Genomic DNA, 18,837 nt, shown 5'->3' with positions numbered 1-18,837 from the left:
GTTATCACGAATTGTTTAACTTCCCGTGAGGATTTGGCGATCAACCCAAGCCTAGGCTGTGTTCCACGACAGGCATCTGGAATTTTGGGAGACGGCCATGTTTTCACGGCGACAGATTCTGGCAACCGGCGGCGGGCTGGGGCTTGCAGCCCTTCTGGCCGGTGTATTGCCAAAGTTATCCACGGGCTCTGCGCTGGTCGGTGAGGCACATGCCGACGAGATTTTTGAAGTGACCCACAGCGACAGTGAATGGCATGCGTTGCTCACCGACGAGCAATTCGACGTGCTGCGCAAAGAGGGCACGGAGCGCGCCTACAGCAGCCCGCTGAACAACGAGCACCGGACGGGTGCGTTTGCCTGTGCTGGCTGCGACCTGGCGTTGTTTTCGTCGGATACCAAGTTCGACAGCCGTACCGGTTGGCCGAGTTTCTGGGCACCGCTGGAACACGCCGTGGCCATACGTCAGGACCGTTCTTTCGGCATGACGCGAGAGGAAGTTCACTGTCGGCGCTGCGGCGGTCACCTCGGCCATGTTTTCGACGACGGGCCCAAACCCACCGGCCTTCGCTACTGCATGAACGGCCTGGCGATGACCTTCAAACCCGTGGCGGCCTGAATCGTGGCCCGCCGGCGATCTTCACTTACAACAGGACGATACTATGTGGCTCTTGGTTCTCGCTTATCTCGGTGGTGTGCTGACGATTGTCAGTCCGTGCATCCTGCCGGTTCTGCCTTTTGTCTTCGCTCGCACCGGGCAGCCGTTTATCAAAAGTGGCTTGCCGCTGTTGGCGGGGATGGCGCTGACCTTCGCGCTCATCGCCTCGTTGGCGGCGGTGGGCGGCGGTTGGGTGGTGCAAGTCAATCAGTACGGTCGCTGGCTCGCGTTGCTGTTCGTTGCACTGTTCGGGCTGACGCTGTTGCTGCCGCATCTGGCCGAGCGTCTGACCCGGCCGCTGGTGTCCGCCGGCAGTCGCTTGTCGGAGGCCGCCGGTCAGGACAATCGTCCGCGTCCCGGCGCTTCGTTTCTGATCGGCGTCGCCACGGGGCTGCTGTGGGCGCCTTGTGCCGGGCCAATCCTCGGGCTGATTCTGACCGGTGCCGCGCTGCAAGGTGCAAGCATCGCCACCACGCTGTTGTTGCTCGCCTATGCGGCGGGCGCCGCGACTTCGCTCGCTGCGGCGTTGCTGCTGGGCGGTAAGGTCTTTGCGGTGATGAAGCGTTCGATCGGGACTGGTGAGTGGATCCGGCGCGGGCTCGGGGCCGCGATGCTGGCCGGTGTGGCCGCCATTGCGCTGGGCCTCGATACCGGGATTCTGGCGCGGTTTTCGACCGCCTCCACCGGTGGGCTGGAACAGGCATTGGTCGGCAAGCTTTCGGGCAAATCCCCTCAGGGCAACGGCACGATGATGGCGCAGGTTCCCGCAGCGGATGACGCGGCAAACGGCAGCATGATGGCGGCGGGCGGCGCGATGAAAATGGCCGCCAAGGCACCGGGTTCGTTGCCGGTCGAGGGCCAGTTGCCGGCGCTTGATGGCGCGGTGCAGTGGCTCAACTCGGCGCCGCTGGACGCGCAGGCACTCAAAGGCAAAGTGGTGCTGGTGGATTTTTGGACTTACTCCTGCATCAACTGCCTGCGCACCCTGCCTTACGTCAAAGCCTGGGCCGAGAAGTATCGCGATCAGGGGCTGGTGGTGATTGGTGTGCATGCGCCGGAATTCGCTTTCGAGCGTGATGTAGGCAACGTCACCAAAGCCATGAAGGAACTGGGCATCAACTACCCGGTGGCCATCGATAACGACTACAAGATCTGGCGCGCTTTCAACAATGAATACTGGCCGGCGCATTACTTTGCCGACGCTCAGGGGCGCATTCGTTACCACCATTTTGGCGAAGGGGACTACGCCGAGTCGGAACGAGTCATCCAGCAACTGTTGCGTGAGGCCGGTGCGAAAACCGTGGCTGATGGTCTGATCAACGCAGACGCTCAAGGCGTACAACTCGCGCCGGACATGAACCAGGTGCTGTCACCGGAAACTTACGTCGGCTACCAGCGTGCGGAACATTTCGTACCGGAAACCAGCCTGGTGCCTGACAAGGACGCGGCCTACAAGACACCTGCAAATCTTGCCCTGAATGACTGGAGCCTCGGCGGCCAATGGGCGGTCGGTGCCGAACGCGCCACGGCCAGTGCGCCGGCCAGTCGTATCGTTTATCGCTTTCACGCCCGTGACCTGCACTTGGTGCTGGGCCCTGGGGCGGACGGTAAACCGGTGCGCTTCAAAGTGATGATCGATGGTCAGGCACCGGGCGATGCCCATGGTGTCGACGTGGCGCCTGACGGCAGCGGTCGCGTGACTGAACAACGCTTGTATCAATTGGTACGGCAGACCGCTGACGTGAAAGACCGCACCTTCAGCATCGAGTTTCTCGATCCGGGCGTGTCGGCCTACGCCTTTACCTTCGGCTGATCAGGAGTACAGAACATGAAAGCTCAAACTATCTGGCGTCGTCTGCTGCTGGGCGTCGCGACGGCTGGGGTTGTCGCGCAGTGCTCGGCGTTTTCCTTCGGGGCCGAGGAGGGCGTGGTCATTCCGCCGCCGGCACTCGATGAAAACACTCAGGCGCACAGTGAAACCGCAGTGTTTGCCGGTGGATGTTTCTGGGGTGTGCAGGGTGTTTTTCAGCACGTCAAAGGTGTGCAGAAAGCCGTTTCCGGTTACGCCGGCGGCGCGGCCAACACGGCGGAATACGAACGTGTCAGCGAGGGTGACACAGGGCATGCCGAGTCGGTGCAAGTCACCTTTGATCCCACTCAGGTCAGCTACGGCAGCCTGTTGCAGATCTACTTCTCGGTGGCCCACAACCCGACTGAACTCAACCGCCAAGGCCCGGACAGCGGCACCCAATATCGCTCGGCGCTGTTCCCGGTCAATCCTGATCAGCAACGCGTTGCACAGGCCTATATCGCCCAGCTTGATGCGGCGCATGCCTACAGCAAACCCATCGTGACCAAACTGGAAACCTACAACGGTTTTTACCCGGCAGAGGACTATCACCAGGACTTCCTGACCGAACACCCGAGCTATCCATACATCGTGATCAATGACATGCCGAAAGTGGCGCAGTTGAAGCAGCTGTTTGCCCAGCGTTATCAGGAGAAGCCGGTGCTGGTGAAAAGCGGGTCGTGATCACCGGTTGTCCAATGGTTATTGTGCGGTCACTGGCGACTGTCGGGCGGCGAGGGCTCGCAGTGTCCAGTAGAGTTTCAGCGAGCGGGTACTGATCAGGCCGCACATGAAACCCGACACCGTGGACTTGAGCAGCAGCATGTCGGCGGACGCGGCAAGCTCCGGATTTACGGCATCCTGATACCCGAAGTAATAGTTTGCGAAAAAAAACATCAGGAACATGATCAGGATTTTCACGGTACCCGGCATGATCAGCCCCGTCGCGGAGTCGTCGAGTGCCACGCCCTTACGTGAGAAAACCAGCCAGGCCGAGAGACCACCCAGCAACAGCGCGCCGAACCAGCTGCTAAGGAACAGGGCCGGGTCAATCGTCAAGTTCACGGAATACAACGACCACGCCAAAAATGCCGGTGGTGTTATGAGCATCGAGAGACGACTTTCACGACGGGGAGAGAACGCCTTGATCCCGAAATAAACCACAAGCAGAAAAATCACGTAAGCCCGTATCGGGGTGTTTTGCAGAATCGTGAGCATCGTGCAGCATCCATGCTGGAAAGAGATAAACGAGCATAGTCGTTATCGAACTCAAGGCAAAAGCACCTGCCTGTTTGGCTAATTGATCACTGCGGCTTCAACTTCGGCGATGGGTGGGCCCGATTGGAAAAAGTCGCTGCGAATATCTCGCTCGACACTCGTGATGAACACATAGTCCGGTTGGAATCGTTCAATGAGTGAGACGAGCCCCTCAGGTTTGAGTGGCAAGTAATACACATGCAATGTTTCGGTGAAGGTGGCTGACATCAAGGGAGACATTGACATGCCAAACGAATCACGTAACCAAAGTACTTTTTTCGGATTCAAGGCTTGTGCCGATTTGACCAAAAGAGGTGACGCCGGAGACGCGATACCGATGTTTTGACCCGCGAATGTGATTTCACCGGAGTTGAAGTCTTGGTGTTCTACCGGTAGTGCGTATTCATCGTTGAAATTGAGCACTGCTTCAGTGTCGGTCAGCGACGCCTGAATTCTCAGAAACTGGGCCAGGTCACCGCCAGTACGCTCGTGAGTTTTCAGAATCAAGGGTTCCCGAGCCTGTGGCCATATCAACCGAGCCTGGCTTTTCGAAAGGCTTTTGCGCAACTCATCGAAAGCGATCCATGCACCTGCGTTGTTCCAGTGTGTATCGGTCTTGTAGTAGAGCGGATGGGGGGATTGTTCTTTGGCTTTGAGCAACGCATTTGTCGGGTCGACATAAAGATCATCTCGCACCTGACGCAGCAGCACATCGGTTGGCCTGGTGGAGGCGTGCGACGACCAGTCCGGGAGGTGTTCCGGATAGACGGAGTCTTTGTCCGGGCCTACGACAATGCGAAAAGCGACCACGCCTTTGCTTCTCAGCCATTGATTCCAGGCCTCTACGGACTGGGCGACTTTCTCGACTGTCCGAGTATCCTCCTGGTTCATACCCATTCGTTTCGATGAAATCGTATTGGCGTAGTCGTCACCGAGAAACAGCCAGCCATCCTTGCCGATGATGACTTTCCCCGGACTGATGGACAGCCCGATGGGGTAGATCCATTCGCTGATGACAGCATGAAATAAATCCATGTTGTACAACACCTTTGATTTCCACCATTTCACGTTGCTCTGTGCCGTGAACACCTGATTAAGATTGATCGCCGGTACAACGCACATGATCAGCACTGTCAGAGTGAGTGCCGCATACAATTTTTTTTTCATGGGCGGCACCATCAGAAGTTGAAGTAGAGGAAAACAGGGCTTTTGCTTTGCACACCGGTGTACAGCGCAAGGCTAAACAGCGTGGACATTGCGAGTGCCTTCGCATGCCCGAAGTCGGTGCGAACGGTGAGTTCGAAAGCATTCTTCTGGCGAATGATCAGCAGGGCGATCGCGATCATCAACGTTGGTGCAAGGTTGGCGACCAGGCCTGCGGGAAGGATCTCTAGCAAACGATCTGAAAACGTGCCTCCCCATGCAAGATTGGCAGTCGGCACGGTATTGACGGCGAGCTGATGGATTGAGTCGAAATCTACCAGCCCACGAAGTATGCGCAGGGCATCCGCAACGGTATCTGCTCTGAAGAATACCCATGTGATGTTCACAAACATGAAGGTAAGAAACCATGCGACTGGATCGGGCAGCGACATGCCGCATTGTTTCCAGATCCGATGCGTGACTATTGCGCCGCCGTGTAATGCTCCCCAAATGATGAACATCCAGCTCGCGCCATGCCACAGCCCACCGAGAACGAAAGTAATCATCAAATTGAAATACAAACGCTGTCGTCCCCCTCTGTTACCGCCCAGCGGAATGTATAGGTAATCACGAAGATAGCGGCTCAGCGTCATGTGCCAACGTCGCCAGAAGTCCTGGATGTCCAGCGACTTGTAAGGTGAGTTGAAGTTGACTGGCAGCCAGATGTTGAACAACAGCGCTGCACCTATTGCCATGTCGCAATAACCGCTGAAGTCAAAATAGAGTTGAAAGGTGTAGGAAAGGCTGGTCGCCCAGGCGCTGAAAAAATCATGGCTGGCACCTTGTGCGAAGCCGGCATCCGCCCAAATGGCGAACGTATCGGCAAGCACGACTTTCTTGAAGAGACCGATGCTGAAAATAAACAGACCCATGACTATGTTTCTGTGGCGAATGGCGAGCGTCCAGCGCGACTGAAACTGGCTCATCATTTCTTTATGGTGAAGAATCGGCCCGGCGATCAGGTGAGGAAAGAACGTTACAAACAACGCATAGTTTACGAAGCTGTACTCTTTCGCGAGGTTCTTGTAGCAATCCACCAGAAAGGCGATTTGCGTAAAAGTGTAGAAGCTGATGCCCAAGGGCAGAACGACCTGGACAAAAAACAGGTCTGTGCCAAGTGCCGAGTTTATGTTGTCGACAAGGAAATTGGCGTATTTGAAGTATCCAAGCAAGGCCAGATTAGTGACGATCCCAATAACGAGAATGGCCTTTTTAGATAGGCAAGACATCACAGGTCGGGTGGGGGTCGCAAGGGTTTTTCCCACAATGAAATTGAAACCAATGGAGAGCCCGAGCAAAGGAATATACGCGACGCTCCAGTGCCCATAAAAGATCAGGCTGGCAATGACGAGCCAGATTTTTCCAGCCGTGATCAGTCGTTTGCGATTTAGGAAAAAGTACACAAAAAAGACAATGGGAAGGTAGATCAGGAAGAATTTTGGGGAGCTGAAGGTCATGAAGGGCCTAGAATGTGTCCGTGCTTTCAGAAAGTCGGCGGATTATATCAAGCCCAATGTAGTCGTGAACGCTGAGAGTGCCGGTCTAGACGGTTCCTACGCACCTCTCGGAATGGCATTCAAATTTGCTGAGTGTTTAAGTACAGAACATGAAAGTTCGGTATTTTGTTGGCCATCGAGCTGGTTATTTCAGGCGCGGGCGTTCCATCGCGATCACTGAGGTTTCAAACCCCAGGCGAGTAAAAAATGCTTCGGCTCCTACGCGCCCGGCGCGAAGTACCCAGGTGATGTCGGGGTTGTCGCCCATCACATGTTCGACCAGTGCCCGGCCCACGCCTTTGCGTTGGTGCTGTACATCGACGACTACCATCGACAGGTAGCCATTGGACAAACCATCAGTAATGCCACGGGCAAAGCCGATAACCTGTTCGCCCGACAGCGCAACGGCCGTCCGCTGCGAGTTTTGAATCAACTGTGCAAAATGCTCCGGGGATCCGACTCGATGCGCCCAGCCATGCTGCCCGAGAAACAACCTCACCGATTCCGTTTCGGCGGGTAGTAGATCGCGTACCGTCAGATCGTTTTTCATTGGGTGATCGAGTCCTTGCTGACCGGGTGATTTCGATTTACCGCAGAAGCTTGGTTGATGCCAGCGTAGTCAGCTTTTCCCCCAGGTCCGCATCGCAAACTCAACAAAGCGTCGAAGCTTCGGCAGTCGATAGCGATCCTGAGCATACAGCAGGTGCAATGGGCGGCTCGGTGGTTGGTAATCGGGAATCACCGTGACCAGTTTGCCGTCGCGCAGATCCTGTTCCACCAGTGCGTCCGGCAACATCACGATGCCCATGCCGGTGCGGGCAGCCTGATGCAAACCGGCGGACGTGTTCATCAGCATCGGCCCGCTGACGTCGATCATGATTTCACCCTCCGGACCACTCAGGCGCCAGCGCTTTTCTACCGATTGCCAGTCATCGCCGGCGGGGTAGGCGAACGACAGGCAATCGTGCTGTTGCAAGTCTTCAGGCGTAAGGGGCATGCCGCGCCGGGCGACGTATTCCGGGGAGGCGCAGACGGTCAGGGTGTAGTCGATCAATGGCCGGGCAATCAGATTCGACTGCTCGAAATGCCCCAGTCGGAACGCCACATCAAGACCACTTTCCATCAGATCCGGTCGGCGGTTGGTCAAGACCACATCCATTTTTACCTGCGGGTATTGCAGGGAAAATTCGCTCAGCGCGGGAGCCAGGCGTTCGACGCCAAAGGTCAGCGGCGCGGTGATGCGCAGGAGGCCACGGGGCTCATCCATGGTTTGTTCGGCGAGACGTTCGGAGTCTTGCACGAGCCCCAGTACTTCCAGGCAACGCTGGTAGTAGACCGTACCGAATTCGGTCAGCCGTTGACGCCGGGTCGTGCGTTGCAGCAGTTGTACGCCGAGTCGCTGCTCCAGTGCGCGAAGGTGATTGCCGACCATGGTCGTGGACATTTCGCACTGCAGGGCGGCCTTGGTCATGCTGCCGGCTTCCACGACTTTGACGTAGACGCTCATCGACTGGAACAGATCCATTATCAAGCCCTGCTTCTAAATGATTGAAGTTTTTCTGAGTTTATCCAGCTCTGGTGGCTAACCATACTGCAAACACACCGACCTTCACTGGAGTTTGAAGTCATGACCGCCGCCCTGATGAACACGTACCAACCGCTGGCCTTGAGTTTCACCAAAGGCCTGGGCACCCGTCTGTGGGATCAGGCCGGTCGCGAGTACCTCGATGCAGTCGCGGGCGTGGCGGTGACCAATGTCGGGCACTCGCACCCCCGGATTGTCTCGGCAATCAGCGAACAGGCTGGATTGCTGCTGCACACCTCCAACCTCTACAGCATCGACTGGCAGCAGCAACTTGCGTTGAAACTGACGCAGTTGTCGGGAATGGAGCGGGCGTTCTTCAACAACTCTGGCGCCGAGGCCAACGAAACCGCGCTGAAACTGGCGCGTCTGCATGGCTGGCGCAAAGGGATCGAGCAGCCGCTGGTGGTGGTCATGGCCAATGCGTTTCATGGCCGTACTCTTGGCACCTTGTCAGCCAGCGATGGCCCGGCGGTACGTCTGGGTTTCAACGATCTACCGGGTGATTTCGTCAAAGTGCCGTTTGGTGATCTTGAGGCACTGGAGCAGGTGCACCAGCAACATGGCGAGCGGATCGTGGCGATTCTGGTCGAGCCGATCCAGGGCGAAAGCGGCGTTCAAATGGCGCCGCCGGGTTACTTGAAAGCCCTGCGCGAACTCTGCAACCGTCACGCCTGGCTGCTGATGCTCGACGAAATCCAGACCGGCATCGGCCGGACCGGCCGCTGGTTTGCGTTCCAGCATGAAGACATCGTTCCAGATGTCATGACCCTCGCCAAGGGCCTGGGTAACGGTGTACCGATTGGTGCCTGCGTGGCCCGGGGCAGGGCGGCGGAGCTGTTTACCCCTGGCAGTCACGGCAGCACGTTTGGCGGTAATCCGCTGGTCTGCCGGGTTGGCTGCACCGTACTCGATATTATCGAAGAGCAAGACCTGCTGGAAAATGCGCGGATTCAAGGTGAGCGCTTGCTCAGTCGCTTGCACGCGGAACTGGCGGGCAATTCGAATGTGCTGGCAATTCGTGGGCAAGGGTTAATGGTCGGCATCGAACTGAAACAGCCGATTCGCGACCTGACACTGATTGCTGCGCGGGATCATGGACTGCTGATCAACATCACCCGGGGCAAAACCATACGGTTGCTGCCACCGCTGACGATTGATGAGCGGGAGGTGGGGATGATTGTCAGGGGGATGGGACGGATACTTGAGGCAACGTGACTGTCGCGACTTGGTCTGAAGTGGCTGCCGATTATTTTCGGTAGCCACTTTTTTCATCTGGGCAATCTCCTGTCGGAAACTGTCGCAATCCTAATCAGGATAATCCGTCAGATCAGGTGCCAGCATTCGGGTCTTTGGCGCGCCATTCGAGTTGTGCTGAATGATGTCCTGTGGCTGCCCTTGTTCGTTGAAAAACACCTGACCAATCCCCGCCGAGTTCCACAGACGTTCACCTGCTTCGGCATGCTCAGGAACGTACGGCACGATACGCATGCGCCGGCGTTTGGTCAGCCAGTTCAGCGGCGAGCGGGGTGAGTAGAGCCAGCGGTTCAGGCGGTCGAACCATTCCAGCAAGGTTTTCGGGAACTCGTTCTTGATACCGCTGCTGGTGATCTGCCAGATTCTCGGGCCGGCCTTACGGTGTCGGATAAGCACTTCGTAGACGAAGGAATAATGCACATCCCCTGACAACACCACGTAATTTCCCGGTGTACGTGTGTGTCGGAATATATTCAGGATCACCTGCGCAGCACCCCGATGGGCCATCCAGTTTTCAGCGTCCACCAGCAGCGGATAACCGCACCAGCTGAATACCCTCTGCACCGTTTCGATCAGCTTTACACCAAAGATCGGTGCCGGTGAGACGATGATTGCCGACGGATGATCGAGCAGTTCCTGTTGCAGCTCGCTCAAGGCTTCCCAGTCGAGCAGACCGGAAGGTTGCTTGAGCGCCATTTCGCTGCGCCAGCGTCGGGTGCGGGTGTCGAGTACAACCAGGGCTGGACTGGTCGGCAATACAAAGTGCCAGTGTTGAACACGCAGCAGCTCATCGATCAGTTCGTCCTGTAGCGGCGCATCGAGATAACGGTCATCACCGCTGTTGCTCAGGCGTCGGGTTTTCTCCACCAGCTCGTTGAAAGCGTCCGGGTTGTTGCCCCAGCCCTGGCACAACATATAGGCGATCAGTGCGTTGCCGATGATACGTTTGGAGAACGGATGGCCGTAGGCCGTTTCTTCCCATTGCGCGGAAAGGTTCCAGTCGTCGGTAATATCGTGGTCATCGAAGATCATCAGGCTCGGCAAGTGCGCCAAGGCTCGGCCAACGTTAGCAAGGCCTGCCTTGAAGACATCGATCCGAGTCTGTTCCAGGGCATAGCGCTCACGGCGTTCGTGCGTCAGTGCCGGCGCTTGCGGGTTGATCAATGTCCATGGCGTTGGTGACCAGACCAAAAAGTACATCGCCATGACTTCGGCGAATGTCACCAGGTGATTGTCAGCGCTGCTACTGGTGAAAATCGGCTTGCGTTTGCCGCCGAAAAAACGCTCACGCAGTGTCTCGTTGCTCTCGAGCGCCGGTAACAAATCCGCACGGTGGTAGTAACTGGCCGGGTGCACATAAAGTTTGGAACTGTTGCTGACCACCGCACCTTCGAGGTGCTCGCCGAGCAGACCAAGCCGTTCTATCACGGCGTGAATCGCCCGCAGCATCGGGCCGGCAACGTCATCGGCGTAGATTTGATCGCCGCTCATCATCAGCAATGCCGGGCGCTGGTGCGGTTGCGTTTCAGCCGCCAACAGTTGATCGATGCAGAGCAAACCGTCCGCCGCAGGATGATGTGGTTTGCGGCAGGAGCCGTGGAGCAACTGATCGATCCGGGAGCGCACGACAAAATTCGGGCATGTGGCACTGCCATACAACAGATGCGGCGCCCAGTCGGCGATGCGATGTTGGCCATCGATCAGCAAGTCGTAATCGACCTGTGTGTCACAGAGCAGGGGGCTGTGGAGAATGACGTCTATCAGGTGAACGAATGCATGAGTGCCTACAGGAATGACCGTGCATTTCCCGGCATCCAATGAAATGTCTCCTACACCCTGCAGGCGCAAGGTCAGCGACAGCTCTCGGCTGCCGACTAGCCAGAGCACTACGCGCGTCGGTTCCAGCCGTCGCAGCAGCGGGCCGGCCAGAACAGCAGGCAGCGTAATCAGGTCATCAGGTGTTGGAGACATCAGGGGAAAAGCTCAAGGCGCACAGGCCGGCGATGATAGCGCAGCCGGCGCCTCGAACCCTTAAACGAGGCTTAAGAGTCTGTTTTTTGCAACTTCAGCGCCAACAAACGCCATTCGGCGGGCGTCGCGTCGACTCTTGGCTGTTCTTGAACGGAGCAGTTGAAACGGTAAGTGACATCGTCGCCATTCATGTTCCGCGCGGTGATGGTGTTGCTGAAGGTGTAAATCTGATCCTTGAAGCGTTGTGGCGCGATGCTTTTACTGTCAGCAAACCGGGCTGAAGCAGGGAAGCGCAATGTGCTAGTCACGAACGGGCTGCACATGACATAGGCGAGCAGCGACTTGTCACCCTGCGCGTCGCTGCGCAATTTTTTGCTCAGCGCCGTCAGGGCCTTGCGTCCCTGATCATCACTCTGGTCCAGCACGGTTTGCACCGACATCGTCTTCGGCGCTCGACTGGCATAGTTCGGCAGTAGCGCTGAATCCGGTGGAGACGGGTTGTCGTCCGGCTCGATAGCGGCAAACACTGGCGCGTCTTTCAGCGCAGCGGGGTTTGCAACCGACTCGGCTTCCGGCAGCAACGAAGTCGGCTCGGTGTCCTGTGCCACAACGTTTCCAGTCTGCGCGGCTTCATACTGATGCGCCGACGGGAACAGTGAAAGCGTGATCGACAACACCACCATCGCAACAATAAAGCCGCCCGCCCCACCCACCATGTTGCCGTAAAACAGGTTCCAGCTGCCGCGGTTCTTGACCACCCAGCGCCACATGAAACCCCAGGCCGCGACAAATGCCAGAAAACGCAGAAACTCCATTCGATCCTTTCCTTAAACCTGCAAAAACCGGAAATCAGCGTCGTCCCGACGATGTGCGCTGAAGATGGACGGCAAGATATCAAAATAGAAGCGTGACGCCACTTTCTTCATCTATGTAATAGGTTAGGTCTGGATGCCTTCCCGGCGTACCAACAGTCCGAACACGTCCCGCTGGTAATCACCCATGACCAGATCATCGCGCAGGACCGGGATTAGGCTTTCCTCCTCATAAGCCAGTTTGAGGGAGAAAAAGGCGACGGTGTCCAGTGACGCTTCGATGGGGATCTTTCGTGATGTCTTTGGGGCGTGGGCGCGTAGTAGTCTGCGACTATATATAGAAGGCGAAAAATAGGCCTTTCCAGTCGAAAGCGAAATTAAAGGTTGACGGCAGATTCTGGGTGTCTATAATTCGCCCCACTTCCGGCGCAGTCGAAACGGAAAACTCCTTGAAACTCAATGAGTTACGCAGATTTCGACAGCGACGGCATCGGTGCCGATGCCATGGTCGGTGGCGACGGCAACGACAGCTATTACGTCGACAACATTGGCGATCTGGTGATCGAAACCGATACCTCGCCAAACGCCATTGACCGCGTATTCTCGTCCATCAACTACACCCTTGGCGCCAATCTCGAGAATCTCACGCTCCTCGGTTCCGCCAACCTCAACGGCACCGGTAATGCGGCCAATAACGTGATCACCGGTAACGATGGTGCCAACGTCCTCGATGGCGGTCTCGGGTCGGATACCCTGATCGGTGGGCTGGGCAACGACACCTACATCGTCGACGGCATCGACGACATCATTCGCGAAACCAGCACGCTGGTCAGCGAAATCGACACCGTGCGCGCTTCAGTCGACTGGACGCTAGGCGCCAACCTGGAAAACCTGGTGCTGACTGGCAATGCGATGAGGGGCACAGGCAACGATCTGAACAACGTGCTGATCGGCAATAGTGAAGACAACACTCTGAACGGTGGGGCTGGTGACGACATTCTCGACGGAGGACTGGGCCAGGACCTGATGAGAGGCGGCGCCGGTTCGGACACCTACTACGTGGATGACGACTTTGACTTTGTCATGGACATGGGCGGTTCGGCCAGCGACGTCGATCAGGTGATCTCGACGATCAGCTACACCCTTGTCAGCGGCATCGAAAACCTGACACTCGCGGGAATCGCCAACCTGAACGGCACCGGCAATGATCAAAACAACGTGCTCAATGGCAACGCCGGCAACAACACACTCGATGGCGGCGTCGGCGCCGACACCATGATCGGTGGTGCCGGTGATGACATCTACATTGTGGATAACTATCAGGACGTCGTGACCGAACAACTCGGCGAAGGTCATGACTTGATCAGAACCAGTACCAGCTACACCCTTTCGGCGAACGTCGAAGACTTGACGATGACCGGCAACGACTCTTCGATGCTGACGGGCAATGCCTTGAACAACGTGATCAGAGGCAATTCCGCCACCAACTACATCGACGGCGGACTGGGTGCGGACATCATGATCGGCGGTGCGGGTCACGACTCCTACGTCGTGGACAACATCAACGATGTCGTGATCGAACTCGCCGATGAAGGTATCGACACCGTCAAAACCAGTATCAATTACACGCTGACGGACAACGTCGAAGACGGCCAGATACTTGGAAACGCCAACCTGAACCTGACCGGCAATGCCCTGGATAACGTCTTGCACGGCAACAGTGGCAACAACATTCTGTCGGGCGGGCTCGGTGCCGATCACATGATCGGCGAGGGTGGCGACGATATCTATATCGTGGATAACGTCAATGATCTCGTCTATGAATCGCCACTCAATGGCGGCCACGACCTGATCCAGACCTGGGTCGACTACAGCCTTTCGGAGAACGTCGAAGACGGCGTATTGCTCGGCACTGCGGACCTCACCCTGCGCGGCAACAATCTCGATAACGTCCTGACCGGCAACTCCGGCAATAACACGCTCATGGGCTTTGGCGGCACCAACCAACTCTTTGGCGCAGAAGGTAACGACATACTGTTCGGCGGATGGGGAAGCAACAAACTGACCGGTGGTACCGGGGCCGACACGTTTACCTTCGATAACGTGATTATGTTGGAACCGGAACTGGGCATGGGCCCTGCCAACTCACAGAACATCGTTACCGATTTCAACGTGCTTGAAGGTGACAAGATCGATTTCTCCGGCTTCGACATAGATCCGCAGACCCTCGGTTTACAGCACATGACTTTCATCGGTTCCAATGAGTTCACCGGTGCCGGTCAACTGCGCTTCGTGGATCAGATCCTTCTCGGCAACGTAAGCGGTGACCTCGGCGCTGACTTCCAAGTGCAACTGGTGGGCGTCCATACCCTCAACGCGAACGATGTACTGGTCTGACCCTTTCGACTTCTGAACGGACAGATAGATGCAAATGAAAACACCCCGCCTTGGCGGGGTGTTTTTTTGTGCCTGCTTCTAGGACAGCAGACCCAGTTCCTTGGCCCGGGCCACGGCCTGTGTTCGCCGCTCGACGCCCAGCTTGCTGTTGATATGGCTGGCGTGGGTCTTCACCGTGTGCAACGAAATGAACAGTTGCTCGCTGATCTCCTGATTCGAACAGCCCTGGGCGATCAGCCGTAACACGGCCAACTCGCGACTGCTGAGTTGTTCGGTCGCGGCCTGCTCCAGGACCGGACGAGCAATCGGTTGCGGAAGAAGCTCCAGCAGTTGCTGACTGACGACTGCCGGGGGGCTCGTTACCAACTGCCCACGCAACCAGTCCGGGTGCTGGCCGATCAGCGCGTCGAACGGCTGCACAACCCCACCGGCCGCAGCTTCCAGCGCCAGACTCAACGCCTTGCGCGCTTCCGTCTCCCTTCCATCCGCCAGCAACAATGCCACTTTCTGCGTCAGCGCCATCACGCTGAGCAATTGCCGGCCGGTCTGCTGGCCGTTTTCATGCAGGACATTCAAACGCCCCTCAGCGAGCATTGGCTGCCCCTGAATCATATCGAGCAGCGCCTGTTGCAGCTCAACATGCAAGGGTAACTGCGGATGAAATTCAGGAGGTGCGGCGGCGCGTTCACCGGTGTAGGTCTGCCCCAGACGAGCCAACCAAGCCTCGGCCAGATCGGTACGCCCCTGGGCAAGCCAGAGTTCGCACTTGACCAGCGTGATCATTGCCAGGTAGTAGATTGGCGGAACATCCCAGATGTGCATTAACCGTTCAGCTTCGGCGAGTTCGGCAAAGGCCTTGGCAAACTCACCGTAGCTGCCGTCCAGGCGAGCGACCACGCAGTGGCCGATCAAGACGCTGATATCACGACACGCACGCGCCTCACCGATTCCGGCCAACAGCCGCGCACGCGCGGCCTGCGGCTGCAAACGCATGGCCAACAGAAAACCTTCGTACAGCGTCAGCCGTGCGCGTACCGCGTACAAACGCTGCGGGGACAAACCGCGTAAGCGTTCCAGCCCCTGATGCACTTCATCCAGTGCGCGCAGGATTTCGCCGCGCGACTGCAATACCCGCGCGCGGTCGTAATGCGCCAACGCTTCGAACAACGGATTACCGACCCGCTGAGCCAGCTCAAGGGACTCGCGGTTCAAGCCACGCGCACGCCACAGATCGCCATCGGCAATCGCCAGGTTGGACAGCGTCGACAGACACATCAAGCGCTGGCCGTAACGTTTGGCCGGAAGACTTTCCAGCGCTTCGCTGCAATACCTCAGTGTCAATTCACGGTGCCCTCGACCCCGAGCAATGATGCCGCTGAGCGCCAGCCATTGAGCGAGCATCGACTTTTGCGCGGTAGCCGAGGGTGCCGGCAGGAAGCGGCTCAGGTGACTGGCGAGTTCTTCGGCGGCATCCAGCTGGCAGGCCAGCCCCAGCGCCCAGCTGTACAGCACGATCAGACGTGGCGTGCTGATCAGCAGACTATCGGGTAAATCCATTTTCCAGCGCAGCAACATGCCGACGTTCTGCTCGGCCAACAGCTGTTCTTCTGACAGGTTCTGCACCAGATTCGCCGCGACATCGAGATGCCCGGCGCGCAACGCCTGCTCCACCGCCTCATCCAGCAGGCCCTGGGCATTGAACCAGCGACAGGCGCGCAGATGCAGGGTGGCGGTAGGCACCATGGCCTGCGCCATCGGTCGACTGCGCAACAGATCGGAAAACAAATGGTGATAGCGATACCAGTGGCCATGCTCGTCGAGCGGCACCAAAAAAACCTGGTGCGCCGAGAGAAAGCGCAGGATTTCAGCGCTGTCATGGGCTTCGCGCACCGCGTCGCACAACTCGCTGCAAAAGCGTTCTTGCGGCGCGGTTTCGTAGAGAAAAGCCTGAACCTCGACAGGCAGGCAGTCGATGACCTCTTCCAGCAGGTAATCACGGATCAGCCCTTCTCCGCCATTCAACGCTTGAGGCAAGGCCACATCACTGCCGGCCTCGGCGGCAGCCAGCAGCCAGAAGCGCAGCCCGGCCACCCAACCCTCGCTGCGCTGGATCAGGCTTTCCAGCGCTTCGCCGCGCAACGAGCTGCTGTGGCGATCAAGCAGAGCCAGCGCTTCGTCGTGGGTCAGGCGCAGATCCTGTTCATGCAGTTCCAGCAACTGTCGCGACAGGCGCAGACGAGCGAGATGCCAGTCCGGCCGCTGACGGCTGGTGACCATGACCAACAAACCATCGGGCAAGTGGTTTAGGAAAAATTGCAGGCAACGGTCGAGCACCGGCCCTTGGGCGAGGTGGTAATCGTCCAGCACCAGCAACAGCGGCGAGGCCGGTTCCAGGTGCAGTACCAACTCGTCGAGCAGACCGTCGAGCCATTCTTCGAAGGCGAATGGCTGATGACGCTGGCGCATTTTCAACAGCCCGAGTGCGCGGCTGCCGAGCTCCGGGAAGTAGTCCTGCAAGCCTTCGAGCAAGCGTTCCAGGAAGCGTCCCGGGTCACTGTCGCGAGCGCTCAACCCCAGCCACAGGCTTTGCCAATGCGCCGGCAAACTTTGACAGAACTCCACGGCCAGCGAACTTTTGCCGAACCCGGCCGGGGCGCAGACCAGCAACAGACGCCCACCGAGCCCGGCGCTCAGGCGTTCGCACAGACGCGGTCGCAATACATAACCGTCCGGCAACGGCGGGCGAAAAAAACGCCCGTCCAATGCCACGACGGCAACGCTTGCAGGACCCGGAAGTGGGGACAGATCAGTCATGGCCGGCTCTTGTTCGAATGGCTGTTGGCGGCGTGGCAGATGTCCGCAGCCTAGCCTTAAACGGCGTACATATGAAGTTGTTGCTACAAATGGCTACAAAATCACGACGCAAAAAAAACGCCCCGAACCAGTCGGAGCGTTTTTTTCGAGGATGCGGCCTCGGGTCAAAGCTTAGCGGATACCGTCCTGGCCCAGGTTGCCTGGCTGGAATTCGCTCTTGGTGGCAGAGAAGCCGAAGTCATAAGCCTGTTTCTCTTCGTTCTTCATGCCCAGTGCCAGGTAGCGACCCGATTGCAGGTCGTACAGGGTTTCCAGCGCATACCACGGCACTTGCTTGTCATAGTAGTCCTCGGCATGGGCCTCGGCGACGCGCCACAGCTGACCGCGACCGTCGTAATGGTCGATGACGGCTGCCTGCCAGGTATCCTCGTCGATGTAGAAGTCACGCTTGGCATAGATGTGACGCTGACCCGGCTTCAGGGTAGCCACCACATGCCAGACGCGACGCAGCTCGTAACGGGTCAGGTCCTGGTTGATATGGCCGGCCTTGATGATGTCGGCATACTTGAGCGTAGGCGAATCGATCTTGTAGCTGTTGTTGGCAATGTAGATTTCTTTCTTGCCTTCAAGCTTCCAGTCATAGCGATCCGGCGCACCGTTGTACATGTCCAGGTTGTCGGAGGTACGCAAACCGTCTGCCGCAGTACCCGGACCGTCATAGGACACTTGTGGTGCCTGACGCACACGGCGCTGGCCGGTTGCATAGACCCAGGCCTTGCGCGGTTCCTTCACCTGGTCGAGGGTTTCGTGCACCAGCAGCACGGTGCCTGCCAGACGCGCCGGCGCGGTCACTTTCTGCTTGAAGTAAAACAGCACGTTGCCCGGGTTGGCCGGATCGTAGTCCTTCATCTTGTCGCGGAACACGAACTGGTCCTGGAAATACACCAGGCTGAAAGAGCCGTTGGTCTGCGGCGTTGCCTGGGTCACCAGGCGGGTCACGCTGCCACCGCGATAGCGGGTGATGTGGTTCCAGATGACTTCCAGACCACTCTGTGGAATCGGGAACGGTACGGCAGTCTGGAAATTTTCCAGACCGTTGCCGCCGGCCACCAGCGTAGTGGTCGTAGCGTTTTTCTTGATGGCGGCGAATACGTCATCCGGTACGGTGGAACCGCGATGGGACGGATAAACCGGCATCTTGAAGGTGTCAGGGTAGCGCTGAAACATCGCGTACTGACCCGGCGCCAGCTTGTCCTTGTACTGATCGACGTTCTGCTTGGTGATGGTGAAGAGCGGTTTCTCACTGCCGTACGGATCGGACAGGAAGCCCTTGCTGTCGACGGTGCCGGCATTTTTCGCCAGCGGTTTCCAGGCCGGGATCGAACCATCGGCGTTACCCGCCATCTCTGCCCCCATAGGGGTCAGGCTCTTGCCCAGCTTGTCGGCTTCGGCGGCAGGTACTGCCGCCATCACGCTGGTCGCCAGCAGCGAAAGCCCCAGAACACCGGCGTGGAACAGATTCTTTGTTATTTTCATAGGTTTGT

Annotated in this window: 14 protein-coding genes; 5 read left to right on the top strand and 9 right to left on the bottom strand. The window is 57.6% G+C overall.

Annotation, left to right across the window (positions count from 1 at the left end):
• Nucleotides 1-97 precede the first annotated feature (97 nt).
• From msrB to msrA, 3 genes are read left to right on the top strand one after another with little or no spacing between them, the layout of a single operon-like run.
• Entirely contained in the window at nucleotides 98-616 is a 519-nt protein-coding gene (gene msrB / locus JJN09_RS28295; RefSeq protein ID WP_249484750.1) for a peptide-methionine (R)-S-oxide reductase MsrB, read from the top strand.
• A 43-nt stretch (nucleotides 617-659) separates the two neighbouring features.
• On the top strand, nucleotides 660-2,468 hold the full coding sequence (locus tag JJN09_RS28290; RefSeq protein ID WP_249484748.1) for a cytochrome c biogenesis protein DipZ: 1,809 nt from the start codon (nucleotides 660-662) through the stop codon (nucleotides 2,466-2,468).
• Between the two features lie 15 nt (nucleotides 2,469-2,483).
• Nucleotides 2,484-3,188, top strand: coding sequence for a peptide-methionine (S)-S-oxide reductase MsrA (msrA, locus tag JJN09_RS28285; RefSeq protein ID WP_249484747.1), 705 nt, complete (start codon nucleotides 2,484-2,486; stop codon nucleotides 3,186-3,188).
• 18 nt (nucleotides 3,189-3,206) lie between these two features.
• Here msrA and JJN09_RS28280 read toward each other — a convergent pair whose 3' ends face one another.
• From JJN09_RS28280 to JJN09_RS28260, 5 genes are all read right to left on the bottom strand, one after another.
• Entirely contained in the window at nucleotides 3,207-3,722 is a 516-nt protein-coding gene (locus JJN09_RS28280; protein WP_249484744.1) for a DUF6622 family protein, read from the bottom strand.
• Between the two features lie 78 nt (nucleotides 3,723-3,800).
• Nucleotides 3,801-4,928, bottom strand: coding sequence for a hypothetical protein (locus tag JJN09_RS28275; protein ID WP_249484743.1), 1,128 nt, complete (start codon nucleotides 4,926-4,928; stop codon nucleotides 3,801-3,803).
• 11 nt (nucleotides 4,929-4,939) lie between these two features.
• Nucleotides 4,940-6,421, bottom strand: a complete 1,482-nt coding sequence (locus JJN09_RS28270; RefSeq protein WP_249484741.1) for an MBOAT family protein — start codon at nucleotides 6,419-6,421, stop codon at nucleotides 4,940-4,942.
• A 184-nt stretch (nucleotides 6,422-6,605) separates the two neighbouring features.
• Entirely contained in the window at nucleotides 6,606-7,010 is a 405-nt protein-coding gene (locus JJN09_RS28265; protein ID WP_249484740.1) for a GNAT family N-acetyltransferase, read from the bottom strand.
• Between the two features lie 69 nt (nucleotides 7,011-7,079).
• Nucleotides 7,080-7,985: a LysR family transcriptional regulator gene (locus JJN09_RS28260; protein ID WP_249484738.1), complete on the bottom strand. Its 906-nt coding sequence runs from the start codon at nucleotides 7,983-7,985 to the stop codon at nucleotides 7,080-7,082.
• 102 nt (nucleotides 7,986-8,087) lie between these two features.
• Here JJN09_RS28260 and JJN09_RS28255 point away from each other — a divergent pair, with 102 nt between their 5' ends.
• The gene (locus tag JJN09_RS28255) at nucleotides 8,088-9,260 is read left to right on the top strand and encodes an aspartate aminotransferase family protein (RefSeq protein ID WP_249484736.1); all 1,173 of its coding nucleotides are present in this window, start codon (nucleotides 8,088-8,090) and stop codon (nucleotides 9,258-9,260) included.
• Between the two features lie 90 nt (nucleotides 9,261-9,350).
• On the opposite strand, the gene JJN09_RS28250 is transcribed toward JJN09_RS28255, so the two are convergent.
• Both JJN09_RS28250 and JJN09_RS28245 read right to left on the bottom strand, forming a co-directional pair.
• The gene (locus tag JJN09_RS28250; protein WP_249484735.1) at nucleotides 9,351-11,270 is read right to left on the bottom strand and encodes an alkaline phosphatase D family protein; all 1,920 of its coding nucleotides are present in this window, start codon (nucleotides 11,268-11,270) and stop codon (nucleotides 9,351-9,353) included.
• Between the two features lie 71 nt (nucleotides 11,271-11,341).
• The gene (locus tag JJN09_RS28245) at nucleotides 11,342-12,085 is read right to left on the bottom strand and encodes a hypothetical protein (RefSeq protein WP_249484733.1); all 744 of its coding nucleotides are present in this window, start codon (nucleotides 12,083-12,085) and stop codon (nucleotides 11,342-11,344) included.
• Between the two features lie 456 nt (nucleotides 12,086-12,541).
• Between JJN09_RS28245 and JJN09_RS29690 the strand changes: the two genes are divergently transcribed.
• Nucleotides 12,542-14,479 (top strand): calcium-binding protein, encoded by a 1,938-nt coding sequence (locus tag JJN09_RS29690; protein ID WP_302851925.1) that lies wholly within the window; start codon nucleotides 12,542-12,544, stop codon nucleotides 14,477-14,479.
• A 78-nt stretch (nucleotides 14,480-14,557) separates the two neighbouring features.
• On the opposite strand, the gene JJN09_RS28235 is transcribed toward JJN09_RS29690, so the two are convergent.
• A complete protein-coding gene (locus JJN09_RS28235) occupies nucleotides 14,558-17,293 on the bottom strand; it encodes a LuxR C-terminal-related transcriptional regulator (protein WP_249484731.1) in 2,736 nt (911 codons plus the stop codon).
• Between the two features lie 171 nt (nucleotides 17,294-17,464).
• Complete coding sequence (locus tag JJN09_RS28230; protein ID WP_249484729.1) at nucleotides 17,465-18,829, bottom strand: DUF1329 domain-containing protein; 1,365 nt, start codon at nucleotides 18,827-18,829, stop codon at nucleotides 17,465-17,467.
• Nucleotides 18,830-18,837 lie beyond the last annotated feature (8 nt).

The organism is Pseudomonas sp. HS6 (genome assembly GCF_023375815.1).
Lineage (GTDB): Bacteria > Pseudomonadota > Gammaproteobacteria > Pseudomonadales > Pseudomonadaceae > Aquipseudomonas.
Note: the sequence above shows the minus strand (reverse complement) of the source record. Positions and strands in the feature narration are given on the sequence as shown.

What these genes read in the sequence shown, in the direction of transcription:
- JJN09_RS29690 (WP_302851925.1), top strand. Translation starts at nt 12,542, where the DNA reads ATGAGTTACGCAGATTTCGACAGCGACGGCATCGGTGCCGATGCCATG.
- JJN09_RS28260 (WP_249484738.1), bottom strand. Translation starts at nt 7,985, where the DNA reads ATGGATCTGTTCCAGTCGATGAGCGTCTACGTCAAAGTCGTGGAAGCC.
- msrB (WP_249484750.1), top strand. Translation starts at nt 98, where the DNA reads ATGTTTTCACGGCGACAGATTCTGGCAACCGGCGGCGGGCTGGGGCTT.
- msrA (WP_249484747.1), top strand. Translation starts at nt 2,484, where the DNA reads ATGAAAGCTCAAACTATCTGGCGTCGTCTGCTGCTGGGCGTCGCGACG.
- JJN09_RS28290 (WP_249484748.1), top strand. Translation starts at nt 660, where the DNA reads ATGTGGCTCTTGGTTCTCGCTTATCTCGGTGGTGTGCTGACGATTGTC.
- JJN09_RS28280 (WP_249484744.1), bottom strand. Translation starts at nt 3,722, where the DNA reads ATGCTCACGATTCTGCAAAACACCCCGATACGGGCTTACGTGATTTTT.
- JJN09_RS28230 (WP_249484729.1), bottom strand. Translation starts at nt 18,829, where the DNA reads ATGAAAATAACAAAGAATCTGTTCCACGCCGGTGTTCTGGGGCTTTCG.
- JJN09_RS28275 (WP_249484743.1), bottom strand. Translation starts at nt 4,928, where the DNA reads ATGAAAAAAAAATTGTATGCGGCACTCACTCTGACAGTGCTGATCATG.
- JJN09_RS28270 (WP_249484741.1), bottom strand. Translation starts at nt 6,421, where the DNA reads ATGACCTTCAGCTCCCCAAAATTCTTCCTGATCTACCTTCCCATTGTC.
- JJN09_RS28250 (WP_249484735.1), bottom strand. Translation starts at nt 11,270, where the DNA reads ATGTCTCCAACACCTGATGACCTGATTACGCTGCCTGCTGTTCTGGCC.
- JJN09_RS28235 (WP_249484731.1), bottom strand. Translation starts at nt 17,293, where the DNA reads ATGACTGATCTGTCCCCACTTCCGGGTCCTGCAAGCGTTGCCGTCGTG.
- JJN09_RS28265 (WP_249484740.1), bottom strand. Translation starts at nt 7,010, where the DNA reads ATGAAAAACGATCTGACGGTACGCGATCTACTACCCGCCGAAACGGAA.
- JJN09_RS28245 (WP_249484733.1), bottom strand. Translation starts at nt 12,085, where the DNA reads ATGGAGTTTCTGCGTTTTCTGGCATTTGTCGCGGCCTGGGGTTTCATG.
- JJN09_RS28255 (WP_249484736.1), top strand. Translation starts at nt 8,088, where the DNA reads ATGACCGCCGCCCTGATGAACACGTACCAACCGCTGGCCTTGAGTTTC.